This is a genomic window from Sulfuricurvum sp. (assembly GCF_030691015.1).
Lineage (GTDB): Bacteria > Campylobacterota > Campylobacteria > Campylobacterales > Sulfurimonadaceae > Sulfuricurvum.
The window spans coordinates 1-23221 of record NZ_JAUYFF010000018.1 but is presented as its reverse complement, the minus strand read 5'-3'; the positions used below and the strand labels follow the sequence as shown (position 1 = coordinate 23221).

The 23221-nt window shown below is 43.0% G+C and carries 22 protein-coding genes and 1 pseudogene; 12 read left to right on the top strand and 11 right to left on the bottom strand.

From position 1 onward, the window contains the following. Positions 1-23: 23 nt before the first annotated feature. The 3 genes from Q8O20_RS10660 to hemH are packed head-to-tail and all read right to left on the bottom strand — an operon-like array spanning position 24 to position 2855. Complete coding sequence (locus tag Q8O20_RS10660) at positions 24-1259, bottom strand: hypothetical protein (protein ID WP_305531144.1); 1236 nt, start codon at positions 1257-1259, stop codon at positions 24-26. A 3-nt stretch (positions 1260-1262) separates the two neighbouring features. Further along, positions 1263-1907: an HAD family hydrolase gene (locus Q8O20_RS10655; protein WP_304737949.1), complete on the bottom strand. Its 645-nt coding sequence runs from the start codon at positions 1905-1907 to the stop codon at positions 1263-1265. Continuing rightward, positions 1908-2855 carry a ferrochelatase gene (hemH, locus tag Q8O20_RS10650; protein WP_305531143.1) on the bottom strand — a complete coding sequence of 316 codons (948 nt, stop codon included), beginning with the start codon at positions 2853-2855 and terminating at the stop codon, positions 1908-1910. A gap of 147 nt (positions 2856-3002) precedes the next feature. On the opposite strand from hemH, the gene Q8O20_RS10645 reads away from it, so the two are divergent. Then, positions 3003-3782, top strand: a complete 780-nt coding sequence (locus tag Q8O20_RS10645) for a C40 family peptidase (protein WP_305531142.1) — start codon at positions 3003-3005, stop codon at positions 3780-3782. Positions 3783-3784: 2 nt separating this feature from the next. Beyond that, positions 3785-4249: a hypothetical protein gene (locus tag Q8O20_RS10640; protein ID WP_305531141.1), complete on the top strand. Its 465-nt coding sequence runs from the start codon at positions 3785-3787 to the stop codon at positions 4247-4249. Here the strand turns inward: Q8O20_RS10640 and Q8O20_RS10635 are convergent. After that, positions 4240-5391 carry an FAD-binding oxidoreductase gene (locus Q8O20_RS10635; protein ID WP_305531140.1) on the bottom strand — a complete coding sequence of 384 codons (1152 nt, stop codon included), beginning with the start codon at positions 5389-5391 and terminating at the stop codon, positions 4240-4242. The genes Q8O20_RS10640 and Q8O20_RS10635 overlap by 10 nt on opposite strands. Continuing rightward, positions 5363-7399, bottom strand: a complete 2037-nt coding sequence (glyS, locus tag Q8O20_RS10630; protein ID WP_305531170.1) for a glycine--tRNA ligase subunit beta — start codon at positions 7397-7399, stop codon at positions 5363-5365. The genes Q8O20_RS10635 and glyS overlap by 29 nt, the downstream gene beginning before the upstream one ends. Before the next feature lie 169 nt (positions 7400-7568). Here glyS and Q8O20_RS10625 point away from each other — a divergent pair, with 169 nt between their 5' ends. The 8 genes from Q8O20_RS10625 (at position 7569) to Q8O20_RS10590 (ending at position 12755) form a co-directional block, all read left to right on the top strand. Next, the gene (locus Q8O20_RS10625) at positions 7569-7988 is read left to right on the top strand and encodes a class II SORL domain-containing protein (protein ID WP_305531139.1); all 420 of its coding nucleotides are present in this window, start codon (positions 7569-7571) and stop codon (positions 7986-7988) included. Positions 7989-8158: 170 nt separating this feature from the next. Next, the gene (locus tag Q8O20_RS10620; protein WP_305531138.1) at positions 8159-8776 is read left to right on the top strand and encodes a hypothetical protein; all 618 of its coding nucleotides are present in this window, start codon (positions 8159-8161) and stop codon (positions 8774-8776) included. A gap of 101 nt (positions 8777-8877) precedes the next feature. Beyond that, on the top strand, positions 8878-9285 hold the full coding sequence (locus Q8O20_RS10615; RefSeq protein ID WP_305531137.1) for a hypothetical protein: 408 nt from the start codon (positions 8878-8880) through the stop codon (positions 9283-9285). A 78-nt stretch (positions 9286-9363) separates the two neighbouring features. Next, entirely contained in the window at positions 9364-10026 is a 663-nt protein-coding gene (locus Q8O20_RS10610; protein ID WP_305531136.1) for a uracil-DNA glycosylase, read from the top strand. Then, the gene (locus tag Q8O20_RS10605) at positions 10023-11090 is read left to right on the top strand and encodes a hypothetical protein (RefSeq protein WP_305531135.1); all 1068 of its coding nucleotides are present in this window, start codon (positions 10023-10025) and stop codon (positions 11088-11090) included. Before Q8O20_RS10610 ends, Q8O20_RS10605 begins: the two co-directional genes overlap by 4 nt. Beyond that, positions 11068-11736: a Crp/Fnr family transcriptional regulator gene (locus Q8O20_RS10600; RefSeq protein WP_305531134.1), complete on the top strand. Its 669-nt coding sequence runs from the start codon at positions 11068-11070 to the stop codon at positions 11734-11736. Before Q8O20_RS10605 ends, Q8O20_RS10600 begins: the two co-directional genes overlap by 23 nt. Positions 11737-11793: 57 nt before the next feature. Next, complete coding sequence (locus Q8O20_RS10595; protein ID WP_305531133.1) at positions 11794-12300, top strand: ferritin-like domain-containing protein; 507 nt, start codon at positions 11794-11796, stop codon at positions 12298-12300. Beyond that, complete coding sequence (locus tag Q8O20_RS10590; protein ID WP_305531132.1) at positions 12300-12755, top strand: ankyrin repeat domain-containing protein; 456 nt, start codon at positions 12300-12302, stop codon at positions 12753-12755. Before Q8O20_RS10595 ends, Q8O20_RS10590 begins: the two co-directional genes overlap by 1 nt. Here the strand turns inward: Q8O20_RS10590 and Q8O20_RS10585 are convergent. Both Q8O20_RS10585 and Q8O20_RS10580 read right to left on the bottom strand, forming a co-directional pair. Further along, the gene (locus tag Q8O20_RS10585; protein ID WP_305531131.1) at positions 12750-13121 is read right to left on the bottom strand and encodes a YbgC/FadM family acyl-CoA thioesterase; all 372 of its coding nucleotides are present in this window, start codon (positions 13119-13121) and stop codon (positions 12750-12752) included. The genes Q8O20_RS10590 and Q8O20_RS10585 overlap by 6 nt on opposite strands. A gap of 92 nt (positions 13122-13213) precedes the next feature. After that, the gene (locus Q8O20_RS10580) at positions 13214-14161 is read right to left on the bottom strand and encodes an HD-GYP domain-containing protein (protein ID WP_305531130.1); all 948 of its coding nucleotides are present in this window, start codon (positions 14159-14161) and stop codon (positions 13214-13216) included. A 119-nt stretch (positions 14162-14280) separates the two neighbouring features. Between Q8O20_RS10580 and hrpB the strand changes: the two genes are divergently transcribed. Then, a complete protein-coding gene (gene hrpB / locus Q8O20_RS10575) occupies positions 14281-16782 on the top strand; it encodes an ATP-dependent helicase HrpB (protein WP_305531129.1) in 2502 nt (833 codons plus the stop codon). A 1-nt stretch (position 16783) separates the two neighbouring features. Here hrpB and recR read toward each other — a convergent pair whose 3' ends face one another. Continuing rightward, complete coding sequence (gene recR, locus Q8O20_RS10570) at positions 16784-17353, bottom strand: recombination mediator RecR (RefSeq protein WP_305531128.1); 570 nt, start codon at positions 17351-17353, stop codon at positions 16784-16786. A 114-nt stretch (positions 17354-17467) separates the two neighbouring features. Here recR and dnaJ point away from each other — a divergent pair, with 114 nt between their 5' ends. After that, positions 17468-18586, top strand: a complete 1119-nt coding sequence (gene dnaJ, locus Q8O20_RS10565) for a molecular chaperone DnaJ (RefSeq protein ID WP_305531127.1) — start codon at positions 17468-17470, stop codon at positions 18584-18586. On the opposite strand, the gene Q8O20_RS10560 is transcribed toward dnaJ, so the two are convergent. The 3 genes and pseudogenes from Q8O20_RS10560 to Q8O20_RS10550 form a co-directional block, all read right to left on the bottom strand. Continuing rightward, complete coding sequence (locus Q8O20_RS10560; RefSeq protein WP_305531126.1) at positions 18579-19685, bottom strand: hypothetical protein; 1107 nt, start codon at positions 19683-19685, stop codon at positions 18579-18581. The two genes, dnaJ and Q8O20_RS10560, sit on opposite strands and share 8 nt — an antisense overlap. Before the next feature lie 3 nt (positions 19686-19688). Continuing rightward, positions 19689-22799, bottom strand: coding sequence for a cytochrome c biogenesis protein CcsA (gene ccsA, locus Q8O20_RS10555; protein ID WP_305531125.1), 3111 nt, complete (start codon positions 22797-22799; stop codon positions 19689-19691). A 124-nt stretch (positions 22800-22923) separates the two neighbouring features. Beyond that, positions 22924-23221 (bottom strand): annotated as a pseudogene (locus Q8O20_RS10550) (chemotaxis protein); the annotation flags it as partial.

Below are 23221 nucleotides of genomic sequence, written 5' to 3'. Positions count from 1 at the left end.
ATTTTTTTGTCATTATATGGTCTTTATTCTTGGTTTTCTCCCAAATAGCTCTTGTGAAGCTTCACTTTACTTGCTAACTCTTGGACACTTTTCGCCTCTATTAGGGGATGAGACTCTTTTGTCTGTAGGGTTTGAACGAACAATTTCATCTGAGCGGTTGCTTCAGCCGCAACCTCTTCCAAGTTTTGACGAATAGCGCGGTATTCTTGACGCTCATAGGATTCAAGGGTAACAATTAACTCACTGAGTTTCCCTTTAGCCAAAACAAACTCTTTATGGAGCGTTTCAGCCGAGGAAAAAAGACGAGAGAGGGGTACCAACGAGTCGGAGAGCTCTTTGGAGTGAGAGGTCATTTCACGCATTTGTTTGGAAGAGAGAACCATTTGCTGCATAATCAGTTCACTTTGTTCACGAGAGCCGCGCAGTAAGGAATCATTTTCCAGTAACGAGGTGACAATCGATTCGCTTTTAGCCCCCAGCATTTGAAGATGATGGGAAAAATCATGGACAATACGATCCAACTCTTTTTGCAATACGGTTACGGTATGATCCGGATTTTGGTGATGAGACATTTGGATTACGAGATCACGAAGCTCTTGCACCTGCGTATGTACCTCTTTTTGATCGTCACTATTTTGTCTGACAACATTTTTGAGCTGATTAAAGTGGTCTTGTTCCGCGACGCGAAGTAAATCAATATGGCGGTGAACCACGTTATCCAAACTCGGGAGTTCTGAGAGGGTAAACTCTTCGAATTTCCCCATAGCATTTTGTTGTTGCGCCAAAAGGGATTCAATTTTAGAGATAAAAAGCTTTTGATTGGTTTGAATAATACTCAGTGCATCAAACTCTTCTTTAAAAACATGCCGTATTTGATCGTGAGTGGAACCTTCCATTTGCGTGATGAGTTCAAGACGATCGCTCAGCGTTGCAACGGAAGCGGATAGAGTGGTAATCTCATCCCCTATCTCATTCAGACGAAAACGATCGGCATGGGTATTAATTACCGTAACCGTTTGATTCATTACACTCATAATACTGGAGAGGAGAACTCCGACACTCAAAGATAAAAGAGACTCTTTAATGATACTCATATCAATAGTAAGGCTTAGGATGAAATGTAACAGAGCACCGATGAATCCTAACGCAAAGACGACAGGGGTGTAATTGATTTTACTGGGATCTTTGTACACGACCGTATGCCGTAAAAATAAGAGTGACATTGCAATCATAATGAGTAATAAATCGATGCTGATCATAATCTACCTTCTGTTTGTATAGATAATATCCAATAAGGCTTGAGGAGAGGAGGCAAAATAATCCCCTTCCCCTTTCGAGCTAAATCCCCATCCAGCAAATACTCCTGCGATTCCGGCTCGTTTAGCCGCTTCCATATCTTTTGAGTTATCTCCGATCATCAAAGCATAATCCGTACCGATATGATAATTATAATGATCGAGGTGGCGGTGGAGCATTTGCGGATGTGGTTTAGGAGCATCAACATCATCCGCACCGACAATAAGCTGAAAAAAAGAGTCCAACTCCAAATGCTTAAGCATTCTCTTTGCAAAAATACTCGGTGCATTGGTGGCAACGCCCATAATCACGTTATTCTTTTTGAGGACATTCAAAAGATCATGAATCCCATGATAAGGGGTGACATTTTGAATGCACTGTTCAAAATAATGGGCTTCAAAAAGTTCCCGTGCACGTTCTTCATAGTGTTCTTTTCCGTAAAAAATCTCAGATAAATTACGCACGGGTGCATTAATAGTATCAACAACGCACTGGACACTAAGCGGATCAAGATTGTAGCAAGATGCGCGCACATAATTGATTGAGAGGGTAATATCAAGACCGGAATCGATCAGGGTGCCGTCCATATCAAAAAGTGCAATGTGACGCATCTATTTCATTTTTTCATAGAGTTCTGTAAGGGTTCGGACAAAGAGCGGATGCTCATTCGGGCAACGGCAAACACGGTACGATTCATAACCAAGGGTATGAGCTACTTCCGCGTATTCAATAGAGAGCTCGAAATCGGTTTCAGAATTATCAATGGTAAAAGCGATGGGAACAATAATGACCCGTTTGTTTTGGAGTTCACGTAAAGCCGTTTCCAATGAAGGTTCGAGCCATTTCATCGGTCCTACTTTGGATTGATAGGCCAAATGTATACCGTTAAAATTGAACCCTTTTTCTTGCATTAACGTTTTGATGAGCTCAACGTGGGCAACTACCTGTCGTTGATACGGATCACCTTGGTCAACAATTTTTTGAGGTAGCCCGTGCGCAGAGAAGATAATATCGAACGACTCCGCATTATCCTCATCCAAAGTTTCTTTAATACGCTCTAATAAACATAGATTGTAGGTTTCACGGGCAAAAAAATGTTTAATTTCTACGGTTATGACATCCCAGCCGATTCTCTGAGCGGTTGATTCAAAATCATCCAGTGACGATTGGGTAGTGGTAGAAGAATATTGTGGATACAAGGGGATAAGGTAGACTTTTTCTATCCCCTGCTCTTTTAGCCGTTTACACACTTCATCTGCCATTGGTGGAGTGTATCGCATAACGAAATCTACGACGGTATTATTTCCGATACTCTTTTGTAATGCTTCAACCAATGCAATCGTATGTCCAACCAATGGAGATTTTCCACCGATTTGCCGATATATGTCCTGAGATTTTTCGGCGCGTGTCAAGGTAATCAAGCCGGCAATAAACCGACGTAAAAGAGAACTTTTTGTACGTATAATATAGGGATCGTTGAACATGTTGTGCAAAAACATCTCAACTTCACCTAAATTGTTGGGACCACCCATGTTTAATAATACGATTGCTTCTTTCATTTTTATGCTTGTTATCCATTCGTTTTTGAGGAAAGTGTACCATAACGCTCCGTTAAATTAGCGGATTATAAAAAAAACTAAAGCTTTTTAATCTATAATGACTATAACGCAGAAAAATGAGGAGGGTTAATGCTGATAAGGCGCACAGTGTTATCACTGATTTTACTCACAACAGCGGCTCTAGCTGATACTAAGAGGCGTGAACCATCCCTTTTTTTAGAATACGAACGAGAATTAAAAAAAACAAACGATTCTCTTAATCATGAAGATATCTCCTTTACGAAAAATATCTCTGCTATATTGGTTTCCAAACCGACTCCTTCTCCAGAACCTACAGTTAAAGCGACAGCTGCAATAGAAACGACTGTTCTTAAAAACACCAAAGTCGATACCGATACGATCGGAGAAGATACGAAACCATTTTTAGTGGTTACTAAGCCTGCACCGATCACTTCTGCAGCACTTTGTCCGGAGGACGTTAAGGTAGCTGAAATCCCTAAAAACGTACCGCAAAAAATTATCAAAAATTTTAAAAATGTTAAAGAAAAAGTTCTTTCACGTGCGAAAGATTTTCTTGGAACTCCGTATGGTTTTGGAGATAAGGATGGAGGGCGTACCGATTGCTCCGGGTTTACTCAGCAAGTGTACCGACCGTTTGGCGTATCACTCCCGCGAAGTGCATCGGAACAGGCATTGTTGGGTGAAAGTGTCAATCCGAATGATTTACAAGTAGGCGATTTGCTCTTTTATCGCACTTATAAATCAGATCCGTCCCATGTCGCTATTTATGCAGGTGACGGAAAAATCATCCACGCCTCTTCTGCCGCTAAAAAAGTACAATACGATTCAATCGAAAAAGCGTATTACCGAGATCGTTTTATGTACGCTAGACGATTGGCATTTAACGACCCCGATCACGACGAGTAACGATGTCTACCCTCTATACAACACTGGACAAACACTGGCTTTGGAAAGAGGTATACACAAAACTTGATATCTCTTCGCCGGCATATCAGTATTGGAACGATACCCGACATATTAAGCTTAACCGCTATGTATTTCTGGAAAAACAGACCCTCCCCTCAAAATATTCCCATATTGAAGAAGATCTTACCGACCTATCCGGTTATCTTCCGACCCAATACGCCGCGACCCAACTGGGGATAGACAGTCATATTTTCGGATACAAAAAAATGAGGCTGTACAACCAGTTCGAATACAAATTCGTCAACGATATTAAATTCGTCAACCTCAAACGGTTTTTTCTCGAAAACGGGATTAAAATCGGTAAAAAAAGCTATGTCCATTTGGCACGGTTGGATGAACTGATCATTACATCCGATTCCCGTTTTTACCGTATTGATGATAATTATGGAGTTGTCGTTTACGATTGATTTTTTTTACTTTTTGCCCATCTAGGAAAAAAACGTGACGGCGAAAGAATAGGACCAATCGGTTGATTATCTACTAGATACTCTTTGAGTTTTCTCGCCAAATACGGTGCGAGGACAAACCCATACCCCCCTGAGCCATTAATCATTGTAAGTTGCGGATAATAAATATACTCTTGCGGATCGAGTGCTTTTCCATGGCGTAAATGCGGATGAAGTGCGAGCGTTGTGTTCGCATCGACCAAACTGCCTAACATCGGGAGATAGTCGTTTGACCCTGATCGAAGACCTGTATAGTCTTTTAGTATGTTAATATTATTTAATTTTAGTGTTTTGGAGGCTTTATCGAGGAGCGCTTTTCTCCCCTCCTCTACATCATACGGCTCCCCTGAAAACGGGGAGTAATGGACGTTATGGGTTGCTCCTATAGCGACGGTCCCCTCTTTCGTTGTTGGAGAGATCGAGACATGGTGGTGGAGAATACAGGGGATATGAGTAGCAGTTTCAATATCGATCCGATGCCCCCAAATACCCCGTAAACCGACATACTCAATGGGGAGAAGCTTCGGATAGGCACCGATGGAAAGGACGATGTGTTTGGCTCTCAGTTCGCCCACTTGCCACAAATCGTCATTATGAATTAGCTTTTCTACCTTGATCGGATAAAAATCGATCTCTTCTGTCATGGCATTGCATACCCCCTGTGCATCGACAACGGCACCCATGTCAAAATAAATAGAAGGTGAGTTTAACGCTTCATCACTCAGGAGTATTTGTATCTTATGGGGAATATTCGAGTGTTTTAGATGAGTCTCATGCTTGAAGGATTCAACTTTTTCACCCTCTTCCGGAGTATTTGCAATGTGAAGGAGCGGTTTGACAAGGGTAAAATTCGGAAAATTGGTTGTGTAGAATTCGAGTGCTTCGGCGTGTGCTTCACTCATGATCTCTTTGAGCGTACCCGCTTTGGAGATTTTGGGCGATATAAATGCTCCTGCCGCACCGCTACCGCCTGAAGCGATACCAGCTTGATCTATCAGGGCAACACGCAAACCGGCTTTATGAAGAGTATACGCGCTACAGCAGCCGTTTACCCCTGCACCGATGATGATGACATCATAAGGTGATGTTTTTGATGTCGGCAATTGAGTAAATCTCGGCGTAGATCATCCCGACCAACGCTTTGCGGTTGGCACGGACAGCTAAATCTTCGGCATTAACCATAACATTGTCGAAGAAGTTGTCCAATGGAGCTTTGAGAGCGAACAAAGCATCCAAACGCTCTTCTAGTGTTTCGTAGCTCGCGGAGATCGCAGAGGTCGCGGCAGAGTGTAGATGGCGTTCTGCATCGTTTTCAAACAACGCTTCGTTAACGCTGAACCCTTTATCCATCACTTCGTCTTTGAGGATGTTGCTGACCCGTTTAAAAGTGGAGAACGCTTCGATAAACGAATCGGATGCCGCAATAGTCGTAACGGCGCGAATTTTGCGGTCGATGTCGAGAACATCTAGCTCTACATGAGCCTCTTTAGTAACGACCGATTGAATGATAGAAGGATTAACCCCAACATACGCACCAGCGAGACGTTCGATGATAAACGTCTCAATATTCTTTTTAAACTCTTTTCCCTGTGGATAGAGGTTTGAGAGTTGATCGATCAAGGTTGAGAAGTTCAGGGGGATTTGGTGCTCTACTGCAATTTTGATAATCCCGTTTACGGCACGGCGAAGGGCGAACGGATCGCGTGAACCTGTTGGAATCTCACCGATGCTGAACATACCGATCAAAGTATCGATTTTCATCGACATAGCAACGATAGCACTGAGCATCGTACTCGGCAATGCACTCTCTTCACCGCTAGGGAGATACTGCTCTTTGATGGCAAGTGCAACTTCGGCGGATTCACCGAGAGCTAACGCGTAGTAATACCCCATAAGTCCCTGTAGTTCGGTAAATTCATAGACCATCTCAGACATCAAGTCGGCTTTTGCCAACTCCATTGCACGATCCAAATCAGATGGATTAATATTATCATATATGAGATTCGCGATGGTCGAAGCGACCACTTTTTCACGTTTGATTTTCTCCGCCAACGTCCCCAAACCGTTCATAAATACGACTTTTTCCAATCCTGCGGTGCTCAACCCTTTTTTGAGATCGTTACGGTAGAAAAAGAGTGCATCGGAGAGGCGCGGACGGAGAACCCGCTGATTTCCCTCGATAACATGGCTGAAATCATCGGTTAGTGCGTTGGAAACCACGACGAATGCATTGATCAGTTTCCCCTCTTTGAAGACAGGGAAGTAGCGTTGATGTTCTTTCATCGAGGTGATAATGACTTCCGGTGGAAGTTCGAGGAAACTCTCATCAAAACTTCCCAAAAGAGGTGTCGGGTGCTCGGTAATGGCGACGACTTCATCGAGTAAATCATCATCGATTTCAATTTTAATTCCATGTTCAGATTCGAGTTTCGCGAAGTTTGCCAAAATCGATTCTCGTCGGCTTTGTGGGTAAAGATCGACAGAGCCCTCTTTGAGAAGATCAAAATAGTGATGGATAGAGTTTACTTTTTTGGTTTCGAAATGGCTGATACGATGGACGTACGTCTCAGAGGATGAGCGGACACCGAAGAGTTCGATATCGACAAGCTCTTCACCCAAGCTAACGTTGACCCATCGTATTGGACGGATAAAGCTCTCATGGCTTGAACCCCAGCGCATCGATTTTCCGAAGTTGAGGCTTTTGATCCATTGATCGATCATTTCACCCAAAATCTCACTGCTATCACGTCCCGCAATGGTTTTACTGAAATAAAGAACCTCTTTGCCCCCCTTTTCGGCACGTGAGAGCTGATCGAATTCCACACCGCATTTTTTTGCAAAGCCAAGTGCTGCAGGTGTTGGTGCTCCGTCTTTTATCGCCATTTCGACGGGTGCTCCGAAGAACTCTTCGATACGATCGTCTTGACGTGTTTTAAATTCGCGGTGCCACAGTACAAGCCGTCGCGGCGTGTAATAGAACTCAAACTCACCCAGCAGGGCATTTTTTTCTAAAACGGATACCCATTTTTTCTCAATTTCACTTAGTTCTTTAAGGAGAGGAACAGCCGGGAGTTCTTCGACACCGATTTCAATCAAAAGAGGTTTTAACATATATTTATCCATCAATCATTTTTAAAGCCCGATTTTATCGCTTAGATGGTTAAAAATCGCTGTTGCTTTGGAAAAAATTAATTAAGAGATAAAGTATCCGATTTAGGTCTAGTTAAAAGTTTTGATGTGTACAATGTTTCCATTCATTTAAAAACAATAAGGAATTACCATGCCATCAATCAACCGTTACGTCGATATCAGCACTGTAGATCGCGAAGCGAAAAAAGACTATATTGATCGTCACTCTCCGTTTATCCACTGTAATGCAAATGCAAAAAAAGGTGAAAAATTTGCCGTTACGGTAAAAATGGGAAATGAATATTCTCATCCGGATGATTTCGATCACTTTATTGCAAACATTGCTCTTTATAATGGAGAAACATTGCTTGCACGTGCTGATTTTGTACCTGGGACACTCGGAAATGAAAAAAATCATGCAGAAGTTACATTTAACATCGTTCCAATGGGTAAAAAGTTGACCCTTGTTGCTCACGGTTACTGTACAAAACACGGCATTTGGGAATCAACTCCGGTAGAAGTTGAAGTTGAAGAAGCTTCACAATGCTGCGGTGGTGGACACTGTTCGTAAGCGTTTTGCGCAATATACTTTTGAAGCCCTTCAAAGAGGGCTTCCCTCCTTTTTAAAATTCTCCCCACTCTCCATTAATCATTCCCTATTTTTCTTCTTATCAATAAGTTAGATTTAAAGAATAAAATAAGATACTGACTTATATGAGAACAGAGAAATAAGGATAGAAAATGACAAAGTACTTGATAACTCTATCTTCTTTATTAGTACTCAATGCAATAGCGCAAGATCACGTAAAATGCCCTAATAATGATATTCAGTGCGTATACACTCATATCGGTTCAGCAAAATCGGTGGATATCACCAAAACAGAGCGTAAAGGGAGGGGCATAATCGAATCAACTCACATAAAATTAACGAATGCAACCGGCTCCACGTATACAGAATTTTCTGATATCCAAAGTATGCCCGGATTTAAAAGAGAGAAACGGGAAAAAAGTCTCCAATCATTAGCCGAGATATCTATCAATAACTTGAAAGCCATAAATAAACAGGGGAATAATTCAATTTTTAAAATACTAATCAAAACTTGCCCCAATTTGGTTTTATCGGAAAATATCAAAAAATTGAACGGGACAAAAGCGGAATGTGTCTTGAATGAAAACATTACGGTTACGTACGTTCCAGAAGACATATATTGGTGTGACCATCATTCCGGCTGTAGGCATGGTGAGTATCCGGAGGAGATGGATGAAAGATTGCAATTGGTCTCAAACGGAATAACAAACTATTATAAGTGTAACGGGTCCTTAATAGAGCAGATAGCTTCAATCTGCGATACAGAGTAATAGAACGTAATTTGCATTAAAACGGTTAAAGTTTAGAATAATACGCCATAAATCGACTGATTTAAGGTACTATTGTTAAATTATTTCAAGATAAGTGAACCATGGACAAAAATATCTTAAATCGGGTCAATGTACTCATCAAAAAAACGTACTATACGTATGAGAGATTTCAAGTCGATGCGACATTTGCGCTTCTCTATCATGAAGAGCCGTTAAGTGTAGAAGAACTCTCTTTATTCGTCAGGCTTTCTGATCATTTGATCCATCTTGATGAGCATCACTATTTTATTGTTTTTGCATTTACTTCACAGGAAAACGCCTATAAAGCTTCGCAAAATCTTATTCATAATCTGGATGGACATAGCAATGAGCATACGTGTATGGCTCTGGATACATTTGATACGTCTAAGTCACCTACAGCCGTCTTGAGTCGGTTAAAGCAGATTCTTGTTGAAACTCGAAAAAACTCCTTTGTCCGAATCGAAACGGAAGATATTCTCTATCGGTAAGAAATCGCTAAAAAGTCACTTTATCTCCTTTTAACCGCTTCTTCTTTATACTCCTTCAAATTCATAGAAGTGAAACCCGTGGACTCTTTTCAAAATCTCGCACTGCTCGAAAATCTGTACCGTTTAAAATCATTGGGATATACCTATGTTGATCCCATTACGCCGAACATCCAAACCCATTCGAATTCATTGCCTGATACCCTTAGTGTATTAGGAGAAAGTATTTCGCAATGTTATTTATGTGATTTGAGTAAATCTCGATCTCAGAGCATGATCGGGTATGGTAATCCGCGAGCGCAATTGTTGTTTATTGATGCGTATGTTTCTGCTGCGGAGGATGAAGGATCAGAATATTATGTCGGAAGATCGGGTGCGATGCTTCGCGATATGATTGAGAAAGTACTTCAAATGAAAACGGAAGATGTCTATTTGACCCATGCTGTCAAATGCAAGCCGTTTGGTTTTCAAAATCCTTCTCCCAGTGAATGTAGCAGTTGTTCCCCCTTTTTATCCAAACAGCTTGATTTAATTAAACCGCGTATTATTGTGACGCTTGGGTCGGATGCGTATCAAATCCTTAGCGGTGATAACGGAGATTTTGAACGTGTGCGTGGAGAGATCATCACTTTTGGAGAAGCTTTGTTGATTCCTATGTATCATCCCCTTTATCTTGTCCGAAATCCTTCTCTAAAAAAAGAGGCGATGCGTGATTTGCAGAGTATCAAGGCTCAGTTATCATGAAAAGTATACGAGTCGTTTTTATTCTCTTATTATTAAGCTTTTTTGCTGAGGGAAGAACACTCATTATTCAAAAATCTTCTGATAGTGTAAATCAGCCGGAAACTCTGATAGAAGCCAATGAGCAAATAAAAATAGCTATGATCTCCTCACCTAATGTGATCGGTAAATATTCTCAAACGCTTTATAATGTCTCGCTGGCAACCCTCTTGAGCCTCCGAAATACTAATTTTGTGATTCAACGCTACGATATGGTGGATGAATCCTCTGTTGCACTTGCAGAAGTGCTAGAAAAAGTACGTCACGACGATATGGATGCTATACTTGCCCCTCTTACGGCTTCAGGCGCTAGGAATTTGGTTGAGATGGAGACAAAAATCCCTGTGTTTATCCCAACAATGCACAAACGAGACATACCCTCAGCCGGTGAAAATTTCACCTTCGGCGGGATAGACTATGTAGCTCAGATTGAAGCCCTTCTCCCTTATATGAGTGACTCTATTGCTATATTTTATGACACTTCTAATGTTGGAACACAGTTGAATGGAGATACAGAAGAGGTCTTTTTAGCCCATAAAAGTGAAAAGAAAAAAGTCGCTTCGTATGCGGTAGATACCAAAGGGGAAAATATTATTTCCCATCTTGCCAAACCTGCCAAATTTAATAAATCGAGCGTTATCCTCCATATTCCCGTCGTTAAGAGCGCTCTTTTAACCGCACACATGACCTTTACAGGTGTTAAGGAACGCAATATTCTCTCGACGCAAATCAATCTCGATCCTACACTTCTTACCTTGACCCAATATGCTGACCGCAAAAATATGATTCTTGCCAATTCTCTCATAGAATTTCCCTCTAGGATATACGAGTCTAACGCGCTCATGCACAATGATATTACAGTTGATTGGATCCAATACGCAACCAGTGTCGGTATCGATTATCTTGTCTCAAGATTAGATAATACGAGCAGAGAATATACAATGCGTCTCATTAACTCTCAGGTAATTTACCCGGTAGAATTAGTACGTGCGAAAGAGTATGGCTTTGAATCCCTCACTGCACGGTAGTTCTACATCTCTCGATAAAGTCGGGATATTTAGCCATTTAACACCTAATCAGCGAAAACAAATAGAGGAAATTGGAATTATTCGTCACTACAATGAAAATGAAATTGTTTTCTATGAAGGCGATCAGAGCGACTATTTTCATTTTCTCATTGATGGGGAAGTCTCTATTTTTAAATCGACTGCTTCTGCCGAGACGATGCTGATTCATCGTTTCCGTGCCCCTTCTCTGATAGCTGAAGTAGCAACCCTAAAACAGATACCCTACCCTGCGTCATGTGAAGTTTTGCACTCGGCAGTTATTCTCAAGATTTCGCGTGATCCATTTTTAAATCTCTTGCAAAATGATCCCTCATTGAGTATTGCTCTTATCTCCTCATTAACTCAAAAGATTTCAGCATTGGAGCGTTCGCTACAACGTCATAGTGCACCTAACGCTATGGCAAAAGTCGCACGTATAATACGTGAAGATCACCATATGTTTACGCGTCTAAAAGGGATTGAGATAGCACGTATGATCGGTATAACGCCAGAAACTCTCTCCCGAATGATTAAGAAGTTGAAATCTGAGGGGATTATTACTATGTCAAAATCAGATGGGATAATCCTTTTGCTTCCTGAAGAACTTAGCCGATACTGTGGAGAATAATTTTCCTTTAAGAGAAGCAATGATAGAGTTGGATTAACTATCATCAAGGAGAATAGAATGGGGAAAAGAGGGATTTCGCTTCTGCGAGGAATTGAAGCACAAACCGTGTATGAACTTCTGAATAAAGCTTACTGTGATGAATGGCTTGCCTATTATCAATACTTTATTGAGGCAAAAGTCGTAAAAGGATTGATGAAAGATGCCGCTATTGTTGAGCTGACACAGCATGCTGCGGATGAACTTCGCCATGCGACTATGGTATGCGATCGTATTATTCAACTAGGCGGTACGCCTGCACTTCATCCAGCCCAATGGCTTACTAATTCTAACTGTGGCTATGACGCTCCAACTGAGCCTGACGTACGTAAAGTCCTTGAACAAGCAATTAAGGGTGAGCAGTGTGCTATCGGAGTCTATTCCAATATTCTTGATATAACTCGTGAAAAAGATATCATTACCTATGACCTCGTTTCACAGATTTTGGCGGATGAAGTTGAGCACGAAGAGGATCTTCAGGCTCTATTTGACGATATCGAAGAGTTTATTGAGCAATTCAAGAAATAATGATGCGATATCGTTTTTTCTTCCTTTCATTTCTATTTGCTATTTCGCTTCAAGCGGCAAATATACTTGATTTAGTCGGATTACTCGATCGAAACGACATGGTTGCGTTTCAATCACGCGTTCAAACACTTAATGATGCCAATAGTGCTCGCGAGGATAATAACAAAACTATTTTGATGTATGCGTGCTGGGTTGGAAATACTGAAGCGGTGAAATATTTGATTCTTAAGGGAGCAAATGTGAACGCACAAGATTCAGGAGGTGCCACCGCATTGCATCTTGCTGCTTGGAAAGGTTTTACACCGATTGCATTGTACTTGATCGAAAACGGTGCATCAGGACAGACCGTGAGCAAAGACGGAATGACCCCTTTTGATATCGCTATGATGCAGGGGAATCAGAAAATTGCTGATGCAATTTCTAAAGCCGCTCCGAAACTCAAGCCTCTTTTATAGCGCTGCTAGAAATACTTTCTCTGAGTCGGGGATTTTCCCCATTTTTCCTGTAAAATCAATGTAAACCAATACAATCCTCATCGAAAAAAGTTTTTCATTAGCTCTGAATACTTCCTGTAATAATGTAAATGAAGCATTTTTAAGCTCTATCAGTGTTGTTTTTACTTCTAAAATATCAGCGAATTTTGCACTTTTAAGATAATCGGCTTCGATATGTTTTGCCACAAAATGTCCCCCATCTAAAATCGGTGAACGCCCTGCATCAAAGAAAAGTTGACTCCGCGCCCGTTCGCAAAAGTTCAGATAATTTGAGTGGTAGACGACACCGCCGACATCGGTATCCTCATAGTACACGCGTATGGTCATAAAAGTCCCTATAAATTATGAATGTAAAATTATTAAATTATAACTATCGATAGCTGATTTGTAGGAGTGTCACGTTCTAGAGTAGAGGCAGTCTATCTTTTTTGAAGCATTCGGATTAATGAATCGACAATTTTCATATCCAAATGTTCTCGCATTGTTTCTTTCATCAGTTTGATCGCCTCGAATGTGCTCATAGGGCTTTTATACGATCTCTTGGTCGTTAATGCGTCAAATACATCGCATACGGCGATGATTCGTGCGAATAGTGATATCTCATCGCCTTTGATCTTATCGGGGTATCCCTTGCCGTTGACTTTTTCGTGATGATGACGAATGCCGGATAATATTTTCGGATCGTTGATCCCTAATTTTAATACGATTTCATACCCTAAACACGGATGACCTTTCATCGTCTCAAATTCTTGTTCACTCAATGTCCCGTTTTTATTGATAATGTCGTAATCAACTTGACTCTTCCCGATATCGTGCAATATCGCAGACATACCAAGTTGTTCTAACTCTTTTTCATTGATCCCTAAAAAATTTCCGAGACTAAGGGCATAAATACTGACATTGAGTGAGTGGGTATGGGTATAATAATCGTGAGCCGTTATTTTCAAGAGAGACTCAATCGCACCGCTATCACGTAAGATTACTTCAACAATGGTATTAACAAGCGGCTTTGTATTCTGAATCGTTTCTAGTGACTCAGGATTATGAAACATGTCATTAATAACAGAGGTTGCCCGTTCGTATATGATAAGTGCTTTGCTATCCATTGGAATATCTTCGGCGCGTGCAATGGATTGGATGTGCTTTTGGACGTATGCTTCATAACGCAGAGAGTCTTCATCCTCAATATAGAGGCGTTCTACTTCTCGTAAACGGCTTCTGTTGTTCGAATCAACAACCGTGTCGCTTTGCAAAAAGAGTGTCATTTCTGTTTTGGTCTGATTACGAAGATAAATGGTGAAATCAATCTTTTCACCTTCGGTAATAACCCGTTTATCAATCGATTTATAACGTTTAATTTTAGCCATAAGTTTCCTGTTGTTGTATTCTACCTTTTCATGTTCTAATAATGTGATTGTATTTTCTAACAATTCACGCGTCTACTACATAAGGGGTTTCGGAGAAGGAATTAGCTATTATTTTCCTTATGAATCTTCCCATATACGACGTTATCGGCGATATCCGCTCCGCACTATTAACCTCAAACCGCCTTATCCTCCAAGCCCCTCCGGGAGCGGGAAAGACGACATCGGTTCCCCTTGCGCTATTGGATGAGCCGTGGTTGGAGGGGAAACAGATCATTATGCTGGAACCGCGACGTATCGCCGCAAGGAGTGCCGCCGCACGTATGGCACACCTGCTGGATGATAAAGTGGGAATGCGGATCGGGTATCAAATTCGAGCCGAAAAAAAACTAAGTAGCGACACAAAAATCCTCGTCGTCACCGAAGGGATTTTGACTCGTATGCTCCAAAGTGACCCTTCGTTAGAGAATGTCGCCCTTATCATCTTCGATGAGTTCCATGAACGGCACCTCCATAGTGATCTCTCCCTCGCCTTTGCTCTGCAATCTCAGGAATTTTTGCGTGAGGATTTGAAGATTATGGTGATGTCGGCAACGCTGGACACCGACGCATTGCAGACATTGCTCAAACACCCTCCCCTGATCACCAGCGAAGGGCGCAGTTACCCGATTATGATAGAGCATCTGCCACCCAATTCGCCAACAATTGAGCCGAAAAAGATTGCCGCAGCACTGATGGATTTGATCCAAACCATTATTCATTCTGATGAGGGGAGTATCCTCGTTTTTTTACCCGGTACTCGTGAAATCAAAGCCCTTGAGGGGATGCTCAAAGAGTATTGCAGGGGAATGGAGATCGATATTTCTCCACTCTATGGCGAGCTCTCCAAAGAGGCTCAGGAGCGTGCTATCGCACCGTCGCTAATGCGCAAAATCGTCCTCGCTACCAACATCGCCGAAACGAGTCTCACCATCGAGGGGATCAGAATCGTTGTCGATTCGGGGTTGGAAAAAGTGCTCACATTCGACCCTCGCAGCGGAATGGAGCGGCTCGTAACGCAGAGAATATCCCGTGCCTCTGCCGATCAGCGTGCAGGTCGTGCAGGCCGCTTAAGTGCGGGGAAATGTTACCGCCTATGGAGTGCGACGAGCCATCAGATGCTACCCTCTCATAAAGAGCCGGAGATTCGTCTGTGCGATCTCACCCCTTTGGCATTGGAACTGGGTTTATGGGGTGATACCGAGCTCTCATGGATCACCCCTCCCCCCGCCAAAGCGCTGGAACACGGTGTGTCACTTTTGCAAATGATGGGTGCTATGGATGCCAAAGGCTCGATTACAGTTCACGGCAAAGCCATGATGGGGTTAGGGATTCACCCCCGCTTGGCGCATATGATACTCATCGGGCGAACATTGGGATATGAGAGTGAAGCTATTGTATTGGCCGCTTTGCTCAATGAACGTGATCTCTTCGCCCGAAGCAGTGAGCGGACATCCGATATGCGGGAGCGGTTTTGGCGATTGTGTGATGCGTTTAACGGCAAAGTGCTTCCCCATGTGATGGCTGAGAACGGACAGTTTATCCTCGCAACGGCCAGAGATATCGCAAAACGGCTCACATCATCATTGCGTTTGTCAGCGGATTTCCCCTCAGAGATGATCGCCCTTTTGCTCACCCTCGCTTATCCCGATCGAATCGCCCGTCTCCGTACTCCCAAAGGGGATAAATATCTCCTCAGCAACGGCAAAGAGGTCAGATTAGCTCAAGAAGATGATTTGATCGGCGAGGAGTGGCTCATCGTCACCCAAAGCGGCGGAGAGTCAACAACGGGGCAGATTTACAAATGCGCTCCGCTTTGTATCGATGTGTTGGAACGGTATCTCCCTGAACTCTTTACTACGGAAGCGACGATAACGTGGAACGCTGAGTCAGAGCGGGTTGAAGCGAGAGAGATCACCCGCATCGGGGCTATACTCATCGAAGCTCGACCGCTAGCGCATCCCGACGCGATGGAGGTGAAACAGACACTCTTGGAGGGGATACGTTCAAAAGGGGTTGATGCCCTCCCTTGGTCTGCATCATCGGTTGCACTGCGTCATCGTCTTCAAACCCTGCACTATCACTCTAATGAGAATTCGTTCGGCGATTTCGCTGATGAGGCACTCCTATCCTCGTTGGAAACATGGCTTTTGCCCCATCTGAGTACCCAAAGCTCGCTCCGTGAATGTGAGAGTCTTGATCTCTACGCCATCCTCTCCTCACAGCTTAGTTGGGAAGAGACACAACGATTAAACGCCCTCCTCCCGACACACTTTAGTGCTCCAAGCGGCACTATCGTAGCATTGGATTACTCAAACCCTGAAGCGGTTATTTTAGCGGTGCGGATACAGGAGGTTTTCGGTCTTGGGAGCCATCCGAGCGTATTTGAGGGAAAAATACCGCTTTTGATCCATCTCCTCTCCCCTGCACGCCGTCCGATCCAAGTAACGCGTGATCTCATCGGTTTCTGGAACGGCTCCTATAACGATGTCAAAAAAGAGCTGAAAGGGAGATATCCCAAACATTACTGGCCTGATGATCCGCGTAATGCCGAGGCGACGAGTAGGACAAAAAAATATATGTAGTTTAAATGCTAACGCGATCTTCCATCGCTTTGGTTAGTGAGAGGATATCGACATTCTCCAAACTCACCCCAGTCGGAACTCCCTGTGCGATACGGCTAAAACGGACGTCACAGTCATAAAGTTTATCCTCGATATAGAGCATTACCCCCTGATTGGCGATGGAGGGGGTTAGGGCAAATATAACCTCTTTGATACCGCTTTTGACCACTCCGCGCAAATGGGAAAGATCAAGCTCTTCGAGGGATTCAAGGACAAAATAGCGACCGTCAAACAGGCCGTTCTCTTCAAACGTCAAAATATCTTTGGCATTTTCAACGACACAGAGAATCTCATGGTTACGTCGTTCGTCACTGCAGATCGAGCAAAGCTCATCTTCACTCAATCCTCCGCACGAGCGGCATTTTTTAAGAGAGGTAATCGCATTTTCGATCGCATGGGCAAGTTTGAGGGCACCAAAACTGTCGTGCATGACCATATGATAGGCTAAACGGGTAGCCGATTTTTGCCCGACGGTGGGGAGTTGTTGGAGGGCATCGACAAGGCGGTTAAATTTCTCTAAGGAACGTTTCATGTACGTATTGTAGCAAAGGTTGTTCCAAATATAGTTGAGTCTTTAAGACTAAACTTTGCTAACACTCTTTTCAATATGGTATAATTCCAAAAAAATATGTTTTGGAGTTATTGCGTGGAAGAAATGAGCTACTATGAGATTCTAGAGATCACCAAAAATGCCAACGGAGACGAGATTAAAAAAGCGTATCGTAAAATGGCAAAACTCTACCATCCTGACCGTAATCCAAACGATGACACGGCAGAACATAAGTTCAAACTCTGCAATGAAGCGTACCAAGTGCTCAGCGACGATCAACAACGCAGCATCTATGATCGCTACGGCAAAGAGGGCCTTCAAGGGGGCGGTAGTCGTCGAAGTAGCGGCGGCGGATTTGATGATCTCGGAAGTATATTCGAAGAGATGTTTAACGGTTTTGCCGGAGGGGGACGTAAACAATCTCGCGCGGCAGCAGATAAATTCCCTCTCGATATGGGTGTCGAGATGCGCGTCAGCTTCAAAGAGGCGGTTTTCGGATGCGAAAAAGAGGTCAAGTTTACGACGAAAAGCTCATGTAAAACCTGTAAAGGAACCGGTGCCAAAGAGGGCAAAGTGACCAGCTGTAGCCAGTGCGGCGGCAAAGGACAAGTGTATGTCCGTCAAGGGTTTATGACCTTCTCCCAAACCTGTCCTGCATGTCACGGTGAGGGGACGATGGCGAGTGAAAAGTGTGGCGATTGCAAAGGGAAAAGTTACACCGAGGAAAAAGAGAGTGTCACTGTCAAAATTCCTGCAGGGATCGACACCGGTAACCGCCTGCGTGTTTCAGGACGCGGAAATACAGGCAAAAGCGGCGTACGAGGCGATATGTATGTGACGTTTGAGGTGGAAGAAGACAGCCACTTTATCCGAAACGGCAATGATATCTATCTCGAAGTTCCCGTATTTTTCACCCAAGCGGTTCTCGGGGAAGATATTTCGATCCCCTCACTGGGCGGTGAGCTGACGTTAGAGCTTGAAACGGGTACTAAAGACGGACAACAATATCGTTTCCGAAACGAAGGGGTTGCCGATGTTCACGGACGAGGCAAAGGGGATTTGATCGCCCAAATCCACCTCACCTACCCTAACCGTCTCAATTCTGCACAAGAAGAGCTATTGCAAAAACTCCAAGAGAGTTTCGGTATCGAATCAAAACCGCATGAATCGATGTTTGAATCGACATTTGAAAAAGTCAAGGGATGGTTTAAATAACCGACTGCTCTTGGATATCGGTGTTTTGGGCAGAAATCATTTGAACAAAGTTTTGGACTTTTTTTATAAGGTTGATCTGTGCATTGATTGTCCAATGATGCAATAGAGCTTCGTTATGCGCATCATAGGCAATTTTGAAGGACGCTTTCATCATTCCCGGAATATCCGTAGTCTCAATATGAAGCGGGATTGCTTTGATTTGCAAATGCAGAGTATCAATACTCACTTCGGCATTTAATGTCTTACCAATCAGTGCTGATAATGCCAACAATACCGTCGAATCATCGGTTCGTACAGATAATCCTTTTTCCGATAAATCGTGTAATTGCAGGGATTTCTTTTCTTTTCTGATTGAAGTGATAAAATAGCCGTTTTCTTCTATAGTGTAGCGAATGTCGTTTCGTAAATGAAATCCTTTAGAAACAAGGGTAAGATTACTCAACCATATTTTCCCGCGCTGCAAATCATAGCTCTCAACCTTGCCCGAAATCATCTTATCTTCTTTATCACCCAATAACCATTCTTGTCCGATGTCTGTCGCAATAAGCTGTCTTTTTGCAATGCTTAATTCGATCATCCCCTCTTTTATGTTCACGATCCTGCAATCGGCTTTTATAGGGATCTCTTTATACAGTACGATAGAGGTAAATTTTCTTTTTTCAAATTGCTCCCCTAAAACGTTGATAAGCAATCTCCACTCTTCATTGATAATATGCGGTGTTGCAACGGGCGTGTTTACATGCTGAAGTGATCTAAGAGGCAGAGTAGAATCTATCGTCTCAATCGTTTGATTGGATATCTTGATTAAAATAAAAAGATCAATATTATCAACGGATTTATGCTCTATTTGTATAATGCTGCTTCGATGCAAAAAACAATTGTTATGCAGAAGAAACTCGTGAAGTGAATGGTGTGAAAGCTTCTCCAATCCCAATATATTGCTAATAATTTCAATAATGTGATCACTGGGAAGAGATGCTAAAAGTAATACGTTCCTGAGATGGTCATTGACGAAAAAGAGCTTTTCATCTTTAAAAATTATCACCCCTACGGGGAGATATTTATACGCGTAAAAGAGTTCTCTTAACGCGGTGTTCATAATTTATCGAGTCGCCCGCTTCGAGTATGCCATCGCAATCACGAAGGCGATCACGGCATAGGTCCATGGAACGAAATCAGGAACCGGAACAGGGTCTCCTTTTGCGTACGAATGAAGTCCTGCGAGATAATAGTTCACTCCGAAATAAGTCATCAGTACCGACGTAAATGCCAAGAGCGATACAACACTAAAGATATAGTCGCTGTAGGCACCTTTTATCATACGTAAGTGAATAACGACTGCATAGACAAGGATCGTTACTAATGCCCATGTCTCTTTCGGGTCCCATCCCCAATAGCGTCCCCAGCTCTCATTTGCCCAGACACCTCCGAGGAAGTTTCCGACGGTGAGAAGTACCAAACCGATAATCAGGCTCATCTCATTGATCGCATTAAGCTCTTTGATCGCAAGATTTAGACGATCAGAGTTTGTCGGATTTTTTAGGATAAAGAGGATTAGTGTAATCAGTCCGAGCAACGCACCAAGACCTAAAAATCCATAACTCGCCGTAATCATCGCAACGTGGATCGTCAACCAGTACGATTGAAGTACAGGAACGAGGTTAGTCACCTGCGGGTCCATCCAGTTTAGATGGGCGACAAAAAGGATCAACCCCGTCATAATCGCCGTAGCCGCCATCGTCATTACTGAGCGGCGTGAGAAGATAAACCCTGCCAATACACTTGCCCATCCGATGTAGATCATCGATTCATATCCGTTTGACCATGGTGCGTGTCCTGAGATATACCAACGCATTGCAAGTCCTGCCGTATGTGCGACAAAGAAAAGAACTAAAAGACCAAATGAAACTTTGCTCAACCACTCCGCACGAATAGCGGGCTTAATAATTTTAATGAAAGATAAAATAAGCAACGTAAATCCGACGACGAAATACAGAGGCCACAACTGCTCAAATATATTGAATTTGTTGTAGAGAATTTCTACTTTTGTTTTTGCATCGCTCGGGTATACGCTTGCTCCGACAAAACGTTGATATTTATCGATACGCGCTAACGCTTCATCAGCCTTTTTCCAGTCGCCGCTTTTCATCGCTTCATCGATCGAGCCAAAATAGCCGATAGCTAGAAGACGAACCATTTCAGACTCTTTCGGGCTGAGAGATTGCAGCGATTCAATCGTCGCATCCCATTTATGGTTTTTATCATTCGGTTTTGGCCACATACGGACTAGTGAACCCGTATAAACCATATAGGCAACATTGACCCGCTCGTCCACCTGCAAAAGTGCTTTGTCAAATTTATCCCGTTTTCCCGGTGCTTTACGATTAGCTTCATCAACCATTTGTGCCAGTTTATACCCGCCGATTTCATCGGGGAATTCAAAAAACTGTGAAAATGCCGCTGTTTTAGCACTCTCAGGAAGACCGATCAGTTTATTAACCTCTTTGTCTCCTGTACGAATCATCGCGATCTCACGCCATGCATCAGGACGGAGCATCATCCCTAAAATAACTTGGTTCGAGGTTAGCCCCATAAAGGTATCGTGTCGGTTCAGTTTTGCCAAAATCTCATGGGAAAGGGTATCAAGGGGCTTCATGCGACCGCTGGAATCTTGGACGATGAGATGACCGAATTTATCGGCATGGGTTTTATCAAACCCTTTTGCCGTTTTAATGACCGGATTCTCAGCATCTGCCGCAATAGAGTCGGTCGTCCCCAACGTCATGAGGAGAACGGCCAGAGAGGCTGCTACTTTCTTGCCGTCTAATGCCTTGAGCTTTTCCCCTAATGCATTGAAACGACCGTTTTTGACGATCAATACGCCGAACATTCCGATTGCGAGGAGCAAATAACCGATATACGTGATAAGAGTCCCCGGGTCACGGTTAACAGAGAGGACGGTGCCCAATTCATCTTGATCAAATGACGATTGGAAAAAACGGAACCCTTGATAATCAAGGATATGATTCATATAAATACGGAAATCAAACTTTTCCTGATTTACGGTGTCTATGACACTCACTTCACTCGCATACGATGCCGGAGACATTGAACCGGGATAACGCTCTAGCTCAAAATCACGCAAAGCCACGGCAAAAGGGAGTTTACGCTCAATTGAACCGTAAGCTATCTCGATTTGAGTATCACCTAGTGCTATTTTTTTAGCATCATCGGCCTCTCCTACGGAGCCGAGGACAACAACAGACTCTTTTTTATCGCCGCTGGATATGGTAAAGGTTAATGCATCATGCCCTTGCATCATAGGACCTTTTGCAGGTTTTGAGACCAGTTGCATAGATGCTTTTGGAAGGAATTCACGCAATACAAACCCGCTTTGCGGCGTTTGAAAGAGTGTACGTAACGTCATTTCGTGTTTACCTGCACTCAAAGCACTGCTTTTTTGTGTATCCATACTAAGGGTTGTCAAAGCAGAAGGAGCACTTAAGTAGGCTTTTTCTCCTTCAACACTCAGAGCGATAACCGGTTTATCAAAAGTTTTGTTTGAATCAAAATCGATAACCATATCATTTGCCTCGATGAATTCCCCTTTTTTTAGAGAAACTTGCTGTGCTCCCTGCGCTCCGGTCACCATCAAATTAAAAAGCGGTTCACCCTTAGGATCGGCAACAGCTTCATAGCGAGCATCTCCCATATAGCTATCAAGGTTCACATGGATTTGTTCCCCATTCGCTTCTAATGTTCGTTCAAAGGAGTTCGAGGTACGTTTTGAGAGAAAAAGGTTCTCTTTAAAGTCATACGTTTTGTCACCTTTTGTGACTTTGAAAGTGACATAAGGTTCCGCACTGAGAATCACATCACTGCTTTCCCCCTCACGGATATGCATAACACCCTCATATCCCATATAGCGGGTTACTGCTGCACCGACAAGAATAATTAAAAAAGCGGCATGAAAAATAAATACAAGCCATTTACCTTTACGCGCCATTTTAAAATTAATGATATTGAGAGTGAGGTTAATCGCCAGCAATGCAAGAAGAATTTCAAACCATCTCGCATTATATATGTCTGCTTTAGCAGTCATTGAGCCGTAATCGTTTTCAATAAACGTAGCATAGCCGATCGTGACGGCAAATACGAGCATAAGAGCCGCCATGGTTTTCATGGAGCCTAGAAAGGAGAGAACTTTGTTCATGGAATACCTATGTGAAAAATATTCGGTATTGTAGTCGGTGTTGGGTAAATATTTGTTAATTCACTATTAACAATCAAATGCCTTCAAAAATTGCAACTTTTCAAAGGCATAGTTTACACTCTCTTTAGAACTCTTTCAGATCGTTTTCGCTGAGCGGAAACACATCATCTGCTTTGGGTGCAACTCTGTTTTGTGGTGCGGGAGAGGCTTTACGCGGTGCCGATGATTTCATCTCGATATGATGAAGGTTCATCTTTTTTAGCGAATGTGCTGCGGGTGCATCACTCTCCATTCCTACCATTTTGGCAAGGATACGAACGGTTTCCATCATCGATGTCGCTTGTGCGTTAAGCTCTTCTGCTGCTGCGGCCGCTTCTTCGGAGTTGGCGGCAACTTGTTGGGTTACTTGGTCTACTTGACCC